Consider the following 15896-nt stretch of genomic DNA (forward strand, 5'->3'; position numbering starts at 1 on the left):
CCTTCAGGGAGCGGCTTGCCAGAGTGCGCTGATGGGGATGGCGCGCATGCGGTCGCCGAACGGGAGGGTTTGGGTGCCGGTGTAGAGGACCACCCCGGCGATGAAGTCGTCGCCTACGCGGTCGGCCACGTGGTGGAGTCCGCGGAAGTCGTCGGGGCGGACCGTCGAGGAGGCTTTGATCTCCAGAGCGGCTACTTTTCCCTGGCGCGTCTCCAGGATGGCGTCCACCTCTACCTGGTCTTTCGTGCGGTAGTGGTAGAGGTCTGCGCGTTCCTGCGACCAGGTGAGCTGGCGGCTGAGTTCCATCAGGACGAAGCCCTCCAGCAGGGGGCCGAAGGGGCCTTCGGGACGGATCAGGGTGCGGGTGTCGGCGCCTATGAGGTTGGCGGCCACGCCTGAGTCCACGAAAGCCAGTTTCGGGATGCTGGTGGCGCGGTTGCTGAGGTTGCGGGACCAGGCGGGGACGCGCTTGGTCAGGAAGACCTCCTCCAGCAGGGCCAGATAGCGGTTGACGGTGGTCAGCGGGACGCCTGCGGCGGAGGCCAGGGTGCCTGGCACCAGGAGATTGCCGGAGCGTGCGGCCAGGAGGCGGATCAGGGTGCGCATCTCGGGGACGCGTTCGATCTCGGAGAGCTGCGTGACGTCGCGGGCTATCAGGTCGGAGACGTAGGAGTCGAAGAAGCGTTCCCTGCGGCGGGGGGTGGCGCGGGCCACCGCCTCGGGGAAGCCGCCTCGGACGACGCGGTCGGCGTAGTCGGCGCGGGTGAGCGTGGAGGTGTGGCGGAGGCCGGGGCCGTGGGTGAAGAGCGCGTCGATGAAGCGGTCGGGGGTGCCGTCGATCTCGCCTTGGGAGAACGGCCAGAGCTCTATGGTCTCGACTCTGCCGGGGAGCGTGTCGGGGAGGGCTCGCAGGCCGAGGACGCGCGCGGAGCCGGTGAGGAGGTAGCGGCCGGGACGGGGGTCGGCGTCCACCTGTTCCTTGATGGAGAGGAGGAGCTCAGGGGCCCGCTGGATCTCGTCGATCACCATCGGCTCGGGGAAGTCGACGAAGCCGGCCGGGTCGGTGAGGGCCGCCTGACGTACGACGGGGTTGTCCAGGGTGCGCCATTCGGCTGACCTGCCTTTGGCGACCACGCGGACGAGAGTGCTCTTGCCGGATTGGCGGGCTCCGTTGATCAGCACGACACGGGTATCGGACAAGGCCTCGGCTACGGCGCTCTCGGCATGCCTCGGACGTACATCACCGAGAGGGGTCCATCCCATGTCCACCACCAGGTCAGCATGCCACAGCGCTCGATCGAGTGGAACTCTGGACGCCATGTAGCTGGTCGATTGGTCGCTCACTCGATGGAGATTTGGTCGCTCGGCTCTTGGTGTTCTGGTCGCTGGGTCACTGGTGGATACGTCGCTACGGTGGTGGGGTGATGGCCGGGAGGGTCAGGGTGAAGGTGGCGCCGGCGCCTGGGGTGGTTCGGAGGGTGAGGGTGCCGTTGTGGGCTTTTGTTAGGGAGTGGGCTATGGAGAGGCCGAGGCCGGTGCCGGTGGTGTCGGGGTGGGAGCGGGAGGGGTCGGTTCGGTAGAAGCGGTCGAAGACGTGGGGGGCTTCGGCCGGGGTGAGGCCGGGGCCATGGTCGGTCACGGCGAGGGTCGCTTCGGGTGGGGTGGTGTCCGGGGTTGTGCCTACGGTGATTCTCACGGGGGTGCCGGGTGGGGTGTGGGTCACCACGTTGCTGATCAGGTTGGTGACGACCTGGCGGAGGCGGCGTTCGTCTCCGAAAACCAGAGCGGGGGCCGGGGGGCCGCCTGCTGGGGAGGTCAAGGTCACTTCGCGGTCGGGGGCCAGGGCTTTGAGGTCGAGGCGTGCGTCGGCGGCCAGGGTGCGCAGGTCCATGGGGGCCAGGTCCAGGGGGAGAGCGTCGCCGCCTTCGTCGAGACGGGCCAGGAGGAGGAGGTCTTCCACCAGGCGGGACAGGCGGGTGGCTTCGGTTTCCATTCTGGACATGGCCTGGTCGACGTCGGTGAGGCCGCCTAGGCGGTGGAGTTCGGTGAAACCCTTGATGCCGGACAGGGGGGTGCGGAGTTCGTGGCTGACGTCGGCGACGAAGCGGCGGAGGCGGGCCTCGGAGTCGGCGCGGGCCGCGAAGGCCTGTTCGATCTGGGTGAGCATGCCGTTGAGTGAGGCGGACAGGCGGCCGATCTCGGTGTTTCCTGCCTCGGGGACGCGGCGGGTGAGGTCGCCTGCGGCGATGGCGGCTGCCGTTTCCTCGATGCGGCGCAGGGGACGCAGGCCGGCGCGGATGGCGAACAGGCCGGTCAGGGTGAGGACGGCGAGGAGTGCGGCGCCGGTGACGAGGATGGCGGCGCGGAGGCGGGCCACGGTGGAGGTCACACCGTCCATGGAGACGGCGACGACCACACCGCCTGTGGTGCTCGGCAGACCGGGGATGGTGGTGGGGGTGTCCGGGGTCGCGGATGGGGTGCCGGGGGTGGTGGGGGTTCTTGGACTCCCGGTCGGGGTGCCGGGGATGGCAGGGGCTCTAGGACTCCCGGTCGGGAGGCCGGGGACGGCGGGGGTTCTTGGACTCGCCGTCGGGATGCCGGGGATGGCGGGACGGGGTAGGGCGAGGACGCGCCAGGTGCCGGGGCCGGTGCGGTCGGGGGTGTCGAAGGGGTGCTGGGCTCGGCGGGTGATCTCGGATGGGGTGAGGGCCGGCAGGGACGGGCCGGTCTCGTCGTGGCGTGCGGGGAGGCGGACCTCCTGCTGTACGGTGCCGGACGGGGTGAGGACAGCTACGTACAGGTCGGTGACGAGGTCGAGGTTGGCTACGCGATTGCGTGTCTCCTGCGGGTTCTGCCTGCCGAGGATGTCGGACGGGAGGAGCGGGAGCAGTGCGGCGAGGCCGCTGAGGGAGCGCAGTTGCTTGTCCACGCGGTCGACCAGGTTGGCGCGCAGCATGCCGATCACGATGGAGCCGCTGACGATGAGGCCGGTGGCCAGGAGCGCACTGGTGATCAGGATCAGGCGAGCGCGCAGCGATACGCGCCAAGGCCGCCGGGGACGTGATGGGGTCATCGGGGTTTGCGGAGGATGTAGCCGACGCCGTGGACGGTGTGGATGAGGCGGGGGCCGGTGGGGTCGAGTTTGCGGCGGAGGTAGCTGATGTAGGTGTCGACGATGCTGGTGTCGCCGGCGAAGTCGTACTGCCAGACGCTGTCGAGGATCTGTGCCTTGGAGACGACGCGGCCGGCGTTGAGGACGAGGTGGTGCAGGAGGCGGAACTCGGTGGGTGACAGGCGGACGGGGGTGCCGGCGCGGCGGACCTGGTGGGCCTCGGGGTCGAGTTCCAGGTCGCCGACGGTCAGGGTGGCGGCTTCGGGGGTGCCGGTGCGGCGGAGGATGGCGCGGATGCGGGCTATCAGTTCCTCCAGGTCGAAGGGCTTGGTGACGTAGTCGTCGCCGCCGAGGGTGAGGCCGGTGACCTTGTCCTGCGGGGAGTCGCGCGCGGTGAGGAACAGGACGGGGATCGGGGGGCGGGCCAGGTCGCGGATGCGGCGGACGACCTGGAAGCCGTCGAGATCCGGCAGCATGACGTCGAGCAGCACCAGCGCGGGACGGTCGGCGCGTGCCGCCTCCAGGGCTTCGGTGCCGGTGGCGGCGGACGTCACCGTGAAACCGGCGAAACGCAGGGTCGCGGCCAGCAGTTCGCGCACCGTGGGTTCGTCGTCCACGACCAGCAGCCGTTCCTCGCCGGAACTCCCGGTGTCCGTCATGGCCTCACCCCCGTCGTCCCGTCCCATCCTCGTCGCCTCAGCGTCGCATCACGCGTCGCGGCGGCGGAACACCACGTACGCGACGGCCAGCAGCACCACGGTGTACGCGCAGAACACCGCGAAACCGGGCCATGGCGCGAGCAGCGCGGGGTCGTCCTTCACGGTGAGGAGCCGGACGCCGGCCGTCGTCGGGAAGTACTTCACCACGAACGTCGCCAGCCAGGCCGGGTAGAGCTGCGACAGGACCGGGATGAGCAGGGACACCAGGAACAGGACGGTGACGGCTCCGGCGGTCGTGCGGACCAGGACGCCGATCGCGAGACCGAACAGGCTCATCACCGCCATGTACAGGCCGACGCCGGCGAGGGCCCGCGCCACCCCAGGGTCGGTGACGGCGTAGAACGGCAGGCCCCTGGCGGTGAGCACGGTGCGGCCGATGAGGAACATGGTCACCGCGGTGACCCAGCCCGCGACCAGCGCCATGGCCGCGTACACCACCGCCTTCGCCGCGAGGATCCGTCCCCGGCGTGGGACCGCCGTGAGGGAGCCCCCCAGGGTGCCGGTCGCGTACTCGACGGTGACCGCTCTGGCACCGAGGTATCCGGCGATGAGCTGCAGGATGAGCAGCCCTCGGAACACCCACTCGAACGGGTCCGCCTCGGGGTCCGCCTGACCCCGGCGTGCGGCGTTCGCGAACAGTAAGGTGAGCAGCGCACCCACGATGACGAGCCCCGGCAGCGTGTACCAGGTGGACCGCAACGTGCGTGCCTTGGACCACTCCGAGCGCACGACATCCACCGGCCTGACCCGGCCGCGCGCCGTGACGGACGCGAGGTCCCATCCGGTCCCGTTCCTCGTGGCGGTCATCGCGCCGCTCCGAACTCGACGCCGTCGCGGGTCAGGGCCATGAAGGCGTCCTCCAGGGACGTGCGGCGCGGCGTCAGCTCGTGCAGGACGACGCCTTCCGCCGCGGCGAGCCGTCCCACCTCCTCGGCGGACACCCCCGCGACGGTCAGCTCCTCGCCGTCCTGCCGCACCGCCGCACCCATGGCGGTCAGCGCACCGGCGAACCGCCGGGCCTCGGGGGTGCGGACCAGGACCTCGCGGGACCGCAGGACGTCCTCGACAGAGATGTCCGCGATCAGCCGGCCGCGGCCGATCATGACGAGGTGGTCGGCGGTGACCGCCATCTCGCTCATCAGGTGACTGGACACCAGCACCGTGCGGCCCTCGGCGGCGAGGTCGCGCATCAACGTGCGGATCCACAGGATTCCTTCAGGGTCGAGGCCGTTGACCGGCTCGTCGAGCACGAGCACCGCGGGGTCCCCGAGCAGGGCCGCCGCGATGCCGAGCCGCTGCCGCATGCCGAGCGAGAACGTCCCCGCTCCGCGGCCCGCCACCGCCGACAACCCGGTGAGCCCCAGCACTTCGTCCACCCGGCGGCGGCCGATGCCGTTGCTGTCGGCCAGGCACACCAGGTGATCGCGTGCGGTACGGCGGGGGTGCGCCGCACCGGCGTCCAGCAGCGCGCCGACGGCCCGCATCGGCGCCGGCAGGTCCGCGTACCGGACCCCGAGCACGAGCGCGTCACCGGCGGTGGGTGCGTCCAGCCCGAGGATCATTCGCATGGTGGTCGTCTTGCCTGCGCCGTTCGGCCCGAGGAAGCCGGTGACCACCCCCGGCCGTACGTCGAACGTGAGCCGGTCCACCGCCGTGACGTCGCCGTACCGCTTGCTGATCTGCCTTACCTCGATCACCGGGGTCCCTCCGTGTGCCGATGCCGTGTGTTCATGCGGCGAGATGCTGGCAGGTCGTGCTGGAGGGCTCCGGAGAGCTTCTGTGAGATCTCTGTGAGGTTGTTACCAGGCGAGCATGGCGCTGAGCGCGGGGGCCGGGAACGCCGGGTAGCGCTCCTTGGGGCCTACGTTGAACAGCAGGGTGCCTGTGCAGTTGCGGCCGGTGTACATCAGGGCTACTGCCGGGATGCCGGGGGTGCCGTAGGTGTTGTACATGGAGTACACGGGGAACTCGGTGTTCACGCAGCCGGCGCCTGCGGGGAGTACGGCCATCTTGCCTCGGTAGAACATCTCGCTCCAGGCGCAGATCTTGCCGGGTGCGCAGTCGTCGGGGGCCATGGCGTTCGCCGGGGTCACGGTGAGGACGGCGGCTCCCGTGATCAGGGCTGCGGTGAGGGCCTGGGTGAGCCTGCGTGCGGACATTCGGACTCCTTTGCCTTAGGTCGCCGTGGGTGAGGCGGGGAGGGAGAATGTCGGACTTTTTGCTGATCCCCAGTACGAAACCCGCCGTCGTCCGCGGTGGTGGATTCGTCCAGCGCATCAACGCATTCGCGCTGGTGGTGGTCAAGCTCTTCTCACAGCATCTACGCATCGGTAGTGCGTACGGGGATGGCACGCCGGTCACGCTGTGAATGTTTCGGGGCCTGCTGTGGGGAGGCCGGGTCGTGCCGGGTCTGGTGGTGAAGGCTGGCCGCGCTGGAAACCGGCTGTGGCAGAACCGGCCGGAGGAAGGCCGGCCATGACGGAGTTTTACTGCCGGGAGAGCCCGGGGGGTAGGCGGGCCGCCATGTTGGCGTGAGTCGACTCGGATGGGTGGGCAAAGACCACAGCGAGCGAGGTAGGGGTTTCAAGGATCCAGATCAGCCGACGCGACCTACTGATCAGCATGGTGCGTGACCTCGGCACAACCATCTCAGGCGCCGTACAGAGGCGCCGGATTCGCCGTCCCGCGTCCCGCCGTATCGGCGCCGAGAAAGAGGCAAGCGAGGCGGAGGTGGGAGGCCGGTCCGCCGATGCGCGGAGCAGTAGGCAGACCGGCCGATGTGGTGGCCGCAACCCTCGATCCCAGCCGACATACCGAACCCTGATACAGGCGACAGGCCGACCCTGGGAACAACCGACCACCCGAAACCCGACACAGGCGACAGGCCGACCCTGGGAACAACCGACCGATCGAAAACCGGCACAGGCGCCAGGCCGACCTTGGGAACAACCGGCCAACCGAAACCCGGTACAGGCGACAGGTCAGCCCGGGGACGGTCAGGAGGTCCGGGGCTGGAGTGGTCAGGTGCGGTGGGCTCGGTTCACGGCGGAGAGGATGGCTTTGAGGGAGGCGGTTACGGTGTTGGCGTCTACGCCGATGCCCCAGAGGGTTTGGTCGGCTACCTGGCATTCGACGTAGGCGGCGGCTCTGGCGTCGGAGCCGGAGCTCATGGCGTGTTCGCTGTAGTCGAGGACGCGGATGTCGACGCCTACGCGGCTCAGCGCGTCCACGAAGGCGGAGATGGGGCCGTTGCCTACGCCTTCGAGTTCGCGGATCTCGCCGTCCATGCGGATGTCGACGCTGATCATGTCCTTCTCGTCGACCTTGGAGACGTTGCGGTGGGCCAGGAGTGCGAAGCGGCCCCAGGGACGGGTGGGGTCGGGGAGGAACTCGTCGCGGAAGATGGTCCACATCTCGGCGGCGGTGACCTCGCCACCCTGGGTGTCGGTGCGGGACTGGATGACGCCGGAGAACTCGATCTGCAGGCGGCGAGGCAGGTCGAAGCCGTGTTCGGCCTTCATGATGTACGCGACGCCACCCTTGCCGGACTGGCTGTTGACGCGGATGACGGCTTCGTAGGTGCGGCCGACGTCCTTGGGGTCGATCGGCAGGTACGGCACGGCCCAGGCGAAGTCGTCGACGGGGACGCCGGCGGTGGCGGCGTCGCGCTCCAGGTGTTCCAGGCCCTTCTTGATGGCGTCCTGGTGGGAGCCGGAGAAGGCGGTGTACACCAGTTCGCCGCCGTAGGGGTGGCGCGGGTGGACGGGGAGCTGGTTGCAGTATTCGACGACGCGGCGGATCTCGTCGATGTCGCCGAAGCCGATCTGCGGGTCGATGCCTTGGGAGAACAGGTTCATGCCGAGGGTGACCAGGCAGACGTTGCCGGTGCGCTCGCCGTTGCCGAACAGGCAGCCTTCGATGCGGTCGGCGCCGGCCTGGTAGCCGAGCTCGGCGGCGGCGACGGCGGTGCCGCGGTCGTTGTGGGGGTGCAGCGACAGCACGATGGAGTCGCGGTACCGCAGGTTGCGGTGCATCCATTCGATCTGGTCGGCGTAGACGTTCGGGGTGGCCATCTCGACGGTCGCCGGCAGGTTGATGACGGTCTTGTGGTCGGGGGTGGGCTGCCACACGTCGTTGACGGCGTCGCAGACCTCGACGGCGTACTCCAGCTCGGTGCCGGTGAAGGACTCGGGTGAGTACTGGAAGAAGATCGTGGTGTCGGTCATCTGGCCGGCGAGCTTCTTGCACAGTTTGGCGCCTTCGACGGCGATGGCCGTGATGCCGTCCTTGTCCTGTCCGAACACGACGCGGCGCTGCAGCGTGGAGGTCGAGTTGTACAGGTGGACGATGGCCTGCTTGGCGCCGCGCAGCGACTCGAAGGTCCGCTCGATCAGTTCGGCCCGCGCCTGCGTGAGGACCTGGATCACCACGTCGCCGGGGACGCGGTCCTCTTCGATGATGCGGCGGATGAAGTCGAAGTCGGTCTGTGAGGCGGCGGGGAAGCCGACCTCGATCTCCTTGTAGCCCATGCGCACCAGCAGCTCGAACATCTGCAGCTTGCGGTGGGAGTCCATGGGATCGATCAGGGCCTGGTTGCCGTCGCGCAGATCGACCGCGCACCAGCGGGGTGCCCGGTCGATCACACGATCAGGCCAGGTGCGGTCTTTCAGGCGTACCGGTGCGTACGACTCGTAGCGCTGGTACGGCATCTGGCTGGGCTGCTGCTCCGGAAACATCGTGCTCCTCGTCGGTTTTGTCAGTAAACCGGGGCGGCACAGGTGTGACCTGATGCGTAGAAGAGTTGCCGCCACCGGGAGATCCACAGGCGGCCGACGCGCAGCACATCGCTCCGCGGCGAGGGAGCCGGCCTCTTACAGGCCCTCGCCGCGGCGGCTAAGAAGCAGCCCGCGCAGCATACGTCCGACGGTAGCAGATGGACCGGGGTCGATGAGACGCCGTCTCACCAGGTGGCCCTCCTCGGCGCATGACCGGGCCGGCCGAGGCGCGTCACACCTGGTCAGCGCGTGATGAGTGGCCTTTGTCAGCCTATGGGATGCGCTACCCGTAAGCTCCCCCTAAACGGAAAGGGAGGCGCGCATGCAGGACGGGGAGATCTTCTCGAAGATCAAGGACCTGGTCGCGGAGGAGCACACGCTGCGGGAGCGGGTGTCGGCCGGCGAGGTGTCGTCGGAGGACGAGCGGAGCCGGATGCGGCACCTGGAGGAGTCCCTGGACCAGTGCTGGGACCTGCTGCGCCAGCGCAAGGCCCGCCGCGAGTTCGGCGAGGACCCCGAGCAGGCGGCGGCACGGCCGGTCAGCGAGGTCGAGAACTACCAGCAGTGACCGCAGGCGGCGGGGTCCCCCGGCGACCGGGCCGCACGAGATGACCGACCCGGCAGGCGCGCGCTGGGTGCACACCTGGGTGGCGGCGCCGCAGCTCACCGAGCCGGACAACATGCCTCCCCCGCCGTTCACCCGGGACGGTCTGGTGCTCGCCGGCGCCACGCTGCGCCAGACGGTACGCGTGTCGGCCGGCGGCACGCGGACGCGGCTGCGGTTCTCCAACGCCTTCGGCGGCGCCGCGCTGCCCCTCACCAAGGCCGCCGTGGCGCTCCCCGCAGGCGGCCGGGCCGGTGTGGCGGCCGTCGAGCCGGGGACGTCGCGTCCGGTGACCTTCGGCGGCCGGCCGTCGGTCACGATCCCGGTGGGTGCGCAGGCGGTGTCCGATCCGCTGGACCTCGCGCCGGCCCCGCGGTCGAACCTGACCGTGACGATCCACCTGGCCGAGGGCCAGGCGTCGACCGCCATCACCTCGCATCCCGGTTCGCGCACCACCTCGCACATCGTCGGCGGTGACCATGTCTCCCGCGTGGACCTGACCGGCGCGACGAGCACCGATCACTGGTACTTCCTCAGCGGCGTCGAGGTGCTGGCCCCGGCGGGGACGGCGGGCCTGGTCGTCATCGGCGACTCGCTGACCGACGGCCGGGGTTCCACCACCAACGGCAACGACCGCTGGCCCGACCGGCTCGCCGACCGCCTGCACGCGAGCCCGTCCACCCGCCACGTCGCCGTGCTCAACCAGGCGGCGGGTGGCAACCGTGTGCTGGACGACGGGCTCGGCCCGAGCGTGCTGGCGCGGCTGGACCGGGATCTGCTCGCGCTGAGCGGCGTGCGGTGGCTGCTGCTGTTCGAAGGGGTGAACGACATCGGGACGGCGGCGGCGACCCCCGGCGAGCAGGCGCGGGTCGCGGCCGACCTGATCGCGGCCTACGAGCAGATCGTCACGCGCGCGCACGCGCACGGGATCCCGGTGTACGGCGGCACGATCACACCGTTCGGCGGGAACGACCCCGGTTACGACGACCCCGGAGGGCTGCGTGCGGACACGCGCCAGGTCGTCAACCACTGGATCCGCACCGGCGGCGGCTTCGACGCCGTGGTCGACTTCGACCGGGTGATCGGTGATCCCGCGGACCCGCGCCGGATCCGGCCCGCGTACGACACCGGTGACCACCTGCACCTCAACCCGGCCGGTTATCAGGCGGTCGCCGACGCCGTCCCCGCGGCGCTGTTCCGCTGAGACCCGGCGGCGTTTCATGGAAATCTGTTGGTGAACCGCGTGCGGAGAACGGGGAACGAAAGGAGGTGTGCCCGCCGGAGGCGGACGGGGGTGGGGCATGGTTTCAGAGACCGTGCTTGAACGACGGGAAAAACGACGCGAGCGCGCCTACACGGCGATGAAATGGGCCGCGTCGACCGACCACAAGGTGATCGGGAACCTTTATCTGGTCACGGCGTTCGTGTTCTTCCTGATCGCGGGGTTCCTCGCGATGCTGATCAGAGCGGAGTTGTTCGCACCGGGCCTCCAGGTGGCCGGCGCCAAGCAGTACAACGAGTACTTCACCATCCACGGCACATTGATGCTGCTGCTCTTCGCCACCCCGTTGTTCGCGGGATTCGCCAACGCCATCATGCCGTTGCAGATCGGCGCGCCGGATGTGGCGTTCCCCCGGCTCAACATGCTCAGCTACTGGCTGTTCCTGTTCGGCGGCCTGATCGTGGTGGCGGGTTTCGTGACGGCGAACGGCGCCGCGGACTTCGGCTGGACGGCGTACACGCCGCTGTCGCGGCAGCAGTACTCCCAGGGCCACGGAGGCGACTTCTGGATCATGGGGCTGGTCATGTCGGGCCTCGGGACCATCCTCGGCGCGGTCAACTTCATCACCACGATCATCACGATGCGCGCACCCGGCTTGACGATGTTCCGGATGCCGATCTTCACGTGGAACACGCTGCTCACCAGCATGCTGGTGCTGCTGGCGTTCCCGGTGCTCGCGGCGGCGCTGATGGCGCTGGAGATCGACCGCAGGCTCGGCTCGCACATCTACGACCCGGAGACCGGCGGTGTGCTGCTGTGGCAGCACCTGTTCTGGTTCTTCGGCCATCCCGAGGTGTACATCGTGGCGTTGCCGTTCTTCGGCATCATCACCGAGGTGCTGCCGGTGTTCAGCCGCAAACCGGTGTTCGGCTACATCGGCCTGGTCGGCGCGACCATGGCGATCAGCGGCCTGTCGGCGGTGGTGTGGGCCCACCACATGTTCGTCACGGGCCACGTGCTGCTGCCGTTCTTCTCGTTCATGTCGTTCCTCATCGCCGTGCCGACGGGGGTGAAGTTCTTCAACTGGGTCGGCACGATGTGGCGGGGACAGCTCGTGTTCCCGACGCCGATGCTGTTCGCGGTGGGGTTCCTCGTGACGTTCCTGTTCGGCGGCCTGACCGGGGTGATCCTGGCGTCGCCGCCGCTGGACTTCCACGTGAGCGACAGCTATTTCGTGGTGGCGCACTTCCACTACGTGCTGTTCGGCACGGTGGTGTTCGCCATGTTCTCCGGCTTCTACTTCTGGTGGCCGAAGCTGACGGGACGGATGCTGGACGACCGGCTCGGCAAGTGGCACTTCTGGACGCTGTTCGTCGGTTTCCACGTCACGTTCTTCGTGCAGCACCTGCTCGGCGCGGAAGGCATGCCGCGCCGCTACGCCGACTATCCGGCCGAGGGGAACCTCGTGCTGCTGAACGAGATCTCGACCGCCGGCGCGTTCCTGCTCGGCGCGTCCACCCTGCCGTTCATCTGGAACGTCGTGAAGACGTGGCGGCGTGGCGAGAAGGTGACCGTGGACGACCCGTGGGGTCACGGCAACTCGCTGGAGTGGGCCACGTCCTGTCCGCCGCCGCGGCACAACTTCGTCAGGATCCCGCCGATCCGCTCCGAGCGTCCGGCGTTCGACCTGCACTACTCCTTGCGTCCGATCCCGGTGCGGATGGAACACGAGGAGTAGGGCACGTCACACCGCGAGCAGCCGGTGCACCTCCTCGTCGTGCAGGTCGTCGGCGGTGCCGTCCCGCACGACGTGACCGGCGTCCAGGATGAGGAACCGGTCGGCGAGCCGCAGCGCCAGGTCGAGGTACTGCTCCACGAGCAGCACCGCGAGCCCCGAGGCGTGCAGCCGTTCGATGGCCTCCTCGATCTCCAGGATGATGGACGGCTGGATGCCTTCGGTGGGTTCGTCGAGGATGAGCAGCTTGGGCCGGGTGACCAGCGCACGCGCCATGGCGAGCTGCTGCTGCTGGCCGCCGGACAGGAAACCGGCCCGCCGTTTCAGCAGCGGCTTCAGCCGGGGGAACACCTCAAGGGCCTCGTCGATGGCCGAGGCGTCCCTGTGCGGTGACGCCTCCAGCGTGACCAGCAGGTTCCCCATCACGCTGAGCTGCGGGAACGTCTCGTGACCCTGCGGGACGTACCCGAGGCCGAGGCGCACCCGCTCGTGCGGCGGCATGCGGGTCACGTCGGTGCCCTCGAACGTGACGGTGCCCGCGGTGGCCGGCAGCACCCCCATCACGGTGTTGAGCAGCGTGGTCTTGCCGACGCCGTTGCGGCCCATGACGCACACCAGGCTGCCGGGGGCCACGTCGAACGACACGCCGAACAGCACGCGCGCTCTGCCGTACCCCGCTTCGAGGTCGCGGACCGACAACATCACGTCACCTCCCCGGCGGTCGTGGCGACCGCCGCCGCGTGTTCCTCGGGTACCACGGCGGCGTCCTCCCTGGCCCTGCCGAGGTAGACCTCCTGCACCAGCGGGTCGGCGCGCACCTCGTCCACCGAGCCCTCGGTGAGCACCTTGCCTTCGTGCAGGACGGTGACCTGCGAGGCGTAGCGCCGCAGGAACTCCATGTCGTGCTCGATCACGATGACCGTGTGGTCCTTGGCGATCTCGGTGAGCAACTGGCCGGTGCGGGACCGCTCGTCGGCCGACATGCCGGCCACCGGCTCGTCGAGCAGCAGCAGCCGGGGCCCCTGCGCGATGAGCATGCCGATCTCCAGCCACTGCCGCTGGCCGTGCGACAGCACCCCGGCGGGCCGTTCGGCCAGCACGTCGAGGCCGGTGATCTCCATGGCGGCAGCGACGGCGTCGGACACCCCGCGCCGCCGTCTGATGAGCGACCACAGCGGCCTGCGGAACGACGCGGCGAGGTCGAGGTTCTCCACGACCGTGAGCTTCTCGAACACCACCGACGTCTGGAACGTGCGGCCCACACCCATGCGGACGATCTCGTGTTCCTTGCGGCCCACCAGGTCGGCGCCTTCGAACCGCACGGTGCCGGTCGCCGGCTTGGTCAGGCCGGTGATGACGTCCACCAGCGTGGTCTTGCCGGCGCCGTTCGGGCCGATGAGGAACCGTAGCTCCCCGTGCTGGACGGTGAGGTCGATGCCGTCGATGGCGCGGAAGCCGTCGAAAACCACCGAAAGGTCACGTACCTCCAGCAACGCGCCGTCGCTCATGCGGGCCGCCTCCTCCGCGACGTGACGAGGTCGCGCGCCGCGGCGGCGACCCCGAAGATGCCCTTGGGGGCGAGCGTCATGACCAGGATGAACAGGGCCCCCTGCAGGTACAGCCAGCCGTCGGCGAACTGCTCGCTGAACGACGTCTTGGCGTACCCCATGACCACCGCGCCGAGGATGGCCCCGGCGAGCGCGAACCGGCCGCCGACCGCGACCGCGACGACCAGCTCCAGTGACGGCACCACGCCGAGCAGCGCCGGCGAGATGATGCCGACGACCGGCACGAACAGCGCGCCGGCCAGGCCCGCCATGCCGGCGGACACCGCGAACGTGAGGGTCTTGACGGTCGCGGGGTTGTAGCCGAGGAACCGCACGCGGTCCTCGCCGTCGCGCACCGCGATGAGCAGCCGGCCGAACCTGCTGCGCACCATCTGCCAGGCCAGCACGTACAGCACCAGCAGCACGGCCGCGACCACGATGTACAGCCCGCGCTGCGTGCCGTCGGCGGCGAGGTCCTGGCCGAACAGCTCGAAGAAGTTGGTGAGGCCGTTGGTGCCGCCGGTGAGCCCCTGCTGGCCGACGAGCAGGATCACCAGGGCCGCGGCGAGCGCCTGGGTGAGGATGGCGAAGTACGCGCCGCGCACCCGCTGCCGGAACACCAGCGCGCCGAGCAGCACCGCGAGCAGCACGGGACCCGCCACCGCGAAGAAGATCGCGAACACGGGGTTCTCGAACGGCACCCACAGCGACGGCAGCCGCTCGACGCCGCTCCACACCATGAAGTCCGGCAGGTCTCCCCCGGCGTCGTGCAGCTTGAGGTACATCCCCATGGCGTAGCCGCCGAGCCCGAAGAACACCCCCTGGCCGAGGGTCAGCATGCCACCCTGACCCCACGCCAGGCCGATGCCGAGGGCCACGATGGCGTAGCACAGGTACTTGGCGAGCAGCCCGAGGCGGAACGGTTCGAGAAGCAGCGGGGCCACCACCAGCGCGATGACCGCGATGGTGGCGAACACGGCGGGGCCGCGCAGCCGGCTGGTGAGGGACGGCCCCGGTGGCGGGGCCGCGACGGTCACGTCGTCGCGCACGGTCGTCGTCATGTGAGCGCCCTCGATCGGAGCACGAACAGGCCCTGCGGCCGGATCTGGAGGAACGCGATGATGGCCACGAACACGATCACCTTGGCCAGGCTGGCGTTGGTCCAGAACTCGGCGTAGGAGTTGAGCAGGCCGAGCGCGACGGCGGCGATCACCGCGCCGCGCAGCTGCCCGAGGCCGCCGGCCACCACCACGAGGAACGCGTCCACGATGTAGTAGGTGCCGAGCGCGGGTCCCACCGGGCCGATGAGGGTGAGCGCGACACCGGCGATGCCGGCGAGGCCGGAGCCGATGAAGAACGTGCGCTGGTCCACCCGGCCGGTGTTGATGCCGCTGACCGCGGCGAGCTGGCGGTTCTGCATGACGGCCTGCATGCGGCGGCCCTGCGAGCTGCGCGTCATGTAGGCCCAGATGGCGACGACGCTGCCGATGGCGAGCGCCGTGATGAACATGCGGTTGTACGGCAGGATGCCGATGCCGCCTTGCAGCCACGTGGGGGCCGTCACCTGCACGTTCGGTGCGCCGAACAGGTCACGCGCCAGCTGCTGGAGCACCAGGCTGACGCCCCAGGTCAGCAGCAGCGTGTCGAGTGGCCGGCCGTAGAAGTGGCGGATGGCCGTGCGTTCCAGGATCCAGCCCATGATCCCGGCCACGAGGAACGCGACGGGGAGCGCGACGAGCACGGCCTGGCGGCCGGCCCAGCCCTGCAGCAGGTAGGCGGTGTAGGCGCCGGCCATGATGAACTCGCCGTGCGCCATGTTGATCACACCCATCTGGCCGAACGTGAACGTCAGGCCGAGCGCGATGAGCAGCAGTACGGCCCCGATCGACAGCCCGATGGGGAGCTGGTTGACTACCGCCTCCATGCGGCCCTCACCTCCCTCGCGCGCCGGCCGACCGCATGCACGGCGCCGTGGGACGCGCCGTCCATGTCAGTCACGTTGTGCATAAGCCGAAGATCCCTTCTTTTCGGCGGGGCGGGGACGGCCCTGCCGGTTCCGGGACGCGGAAGGCGCCGCGTCGCCGCGCCGCGGTCATGTCCGCGGTCGGGTCGCCTCCACGTCCCGGAACCCGTTTGCGGTGTGGCCGGGTGAGACCCCCTCCCCCGGCCACGCTCATCTCGT

At 69.5% G+C, this 15896-nt stretch carries 15 protein-coding genes; 4 read left to right on the forward strand and 11 right to left on the reverse strand.

Features of this window, described 5'->3' with window-relative positions:
* Positions 1-3: 3 nt before the first annotated feature.
* From BJ992_RS22145 to BJ992_RS22170, 6 genes are all read right to left on the reverse strand, one after another.
* A complete protein-coding gene (locus tag BJ992_RS22145) occupies positions 4-1182 on the reverse strand; it encodes an ATP-binding protein (RefSeq protein WP_343072799.1) in 1179 nt (392 codons plus the stop codon).
* A 226-nt stretch (positions 1183-1408) separates the two neighbouring features.
* Entirely contained in the window at positions 1409-3073 is a 1665-nt protein-coding gene (locus BJ992_RS32265) for a sensor histidine kinase (protein ID WP_221474931.1), read from the reverse strand.
* Complete coding sequence (locus BJ992_RS22155) at positions 3070-3771, reverse strand: response regulator transcription factor (RefSeq protein WP_281390442.1); 702 nt, start codon at positions 3769-3771, stop codon at positions 3070-3072. The genes BJ992_RS32265 and BJ992_RS22155 overlap by 4 nt, the downstream gene beginning before the upstream one ends.
* 48 nt (positions 3772-3819) lie before the next feature.
* Positions 3820-4638: an ABC transporter permease gene (locus tag BJ992_RS22160; protein ID WP_184984014.1), complete on the reverse strand. Its 819-nt coding sequence runs from the start codon at positions 4636-4638 to the stop codon at positions 3820-3822.
* Positions 4635-5528, reverse strand: a complete 894-nt coding sequence (locus BJ992_RS22165; RefSeq protein WP_184984016.1) for an ATP-binding cassette domain-containing protein — start codon at positions 5526-5528, stop codon at positions 4635-4637. The genes BJ992_RS22160 and BJ992_RS22165 overlap by 4 nt, the downstream gene beginning before the upstream one ends.
* Positions 5529-5630: 102 nt before the next feature.
* A complete protein-coding gene (locus tag BJ992_RS22170; RefSeq protein ID WP_184984018.1) occupies positions 5631-5990 on the reverse strand; it encodes a peptidase inhibitor family I36 protein in 360 nt (119 codons plus the stop codon).
* Between the two features lie 47 nt (positions 5991-6037).
* Here BJ992_RS22170 and BJ992_RS22175 point away from each other — a divergent pair, with 47 nt between their 5' ends.
* A complete protein-coding gene (locus BJ992_RS22175) occupies positions 6038-6199 on the forward strand; it encodes a hypothetical protein (RefSeq protein ID WP_184984020.1) in 162 nt (53 codons plus the stop codon).
* Positions 6200-6851: 652 nt separating this feature from the next.
* On the opposite strand, the gene leuA is transcribed toward BJ992_RS22175, so the two are convergent.
* Entirely contained in the window at positions 6852-8567 is a 1716-nt protein-coding gene (gene leuA / locus BJ992_RS22180) for a 2-isopropylmalate synthase (RefSeq protein ID WP_184984021.1), read from the reverse strand.
* A gap of 361 nt (positions 8568-8928) precedes the next feature.
* Between leuA and BJ992_RS22185 the strand changes: the two genes are divergently transcribed.
* From BJ992_RS22185 to ctaD, 3 genes are all read left to right on the forward strand, one after another.
* Complete coding sequence (locus BJ992_RS22185) at positions 8929-9174, forward strand: DUF2630 family protein (protein WP_184984023.1); 246 nt, start codon at positions 8929-8931, stop codon at positions 9172-9174.
* A gap of 40 nt (positions 9175-9214) precedes the next feature.
* A complete protein-coding gene (locus tag BJ992_RS22190) occupies positions 9215-10414 on the forward strand; it encodes an SGNH/GDSL hydrolase family protein (RefSeq protein ID WP_184984025.1) in 1200 nt (399 codons plus the stop codon).
* A 157-nt stretch (positions 10415-10571) separates the two neighbouring features.
* The gene (gene ctaD, locus BJ992_RS22195) at positions 10572-12170 is read left to right on the forward strand and encodes an aa3-type cytochrome oxidase subunit I (protein WP_246497467.1); all 1599 of its coding nucleotides are present in this window, start codon (positions 10572-10574) and stop codon (positions 12168-12170) included.
* A gap of 6 nt (positions 12171-12176) precedes the next feature.
* Here the strand turns inward: ctaD and urtE are convergent, their stop codons facing one another.
* Genes urtE through urtB form a run of 4 tightly spaced genes read right to left on the reverse strand, consistent with a single transcriptional unit; the run spans position 12177 to position 15638 of the window.
* Positions 12177-12869, reverse strand: a complete 693-nt coding sequence (urtE, locus tag BJ992_RS22200; RefSeq protein WP_184988702.1) for an urea ABC transporter ATP-binding subunit UrtE — start codon at positions 12867-12869, stop codon at positions 12177-12179.
* Positions 12869-13675, reverse strand: a complete 807-nt coding sequence (urtD, locus tag BJ992_RS22205) for an urea ABC transporter ATP-binding protein UrtD (protein ID WP_184984029.1) — start codon at positions 13673-13675, stop codon at positions 12869-12871. The genes urtE and urtD overlap by 1 nt, the downstream gene beginning before the upstream one ends.
* Positions 13672-14775 (reverse strand): urea ABC transporter permease subunit UrtC, encoded by a 1104-nt coding sequence (gene urtC / locus BJ992_RS22210; protein ID WP_184984031.1) that lies wholly within the window; start codon positions 14773-14775, stop codon positions 13672-13674. The genes urtD and urtC overlap by 4 nt, the downstream gene beginning before the upstream one ends.
* Positions 14772-15638 (reverse strand): urea ABC transporter permease subunit UrtB, encoded by an 867-nt coding sequence (urtB, locus tag BJ992_RS22215; RefSeq protein ID WP_184984033.1) that lies wholly within the window; start codon positions 15636-15638, stop codon positions 14772-14774. Before urtB ends, urtC begins: the two co-directional genes overlap by 4 nt.
* Positions 15639-15896 lie beyond the last annotated feature (258 nt).

Origin of the sequence: Sphaerisporangium rubeum (assembly GCF_014207705.1) — a bacterium.
Lineage (GTDB): Bacteria > Actinomycetota > Actinomycetes > Streptosporangiales > Streptosporangiaceae > Sphaerisporangium > Sphaerisporangium rubeum.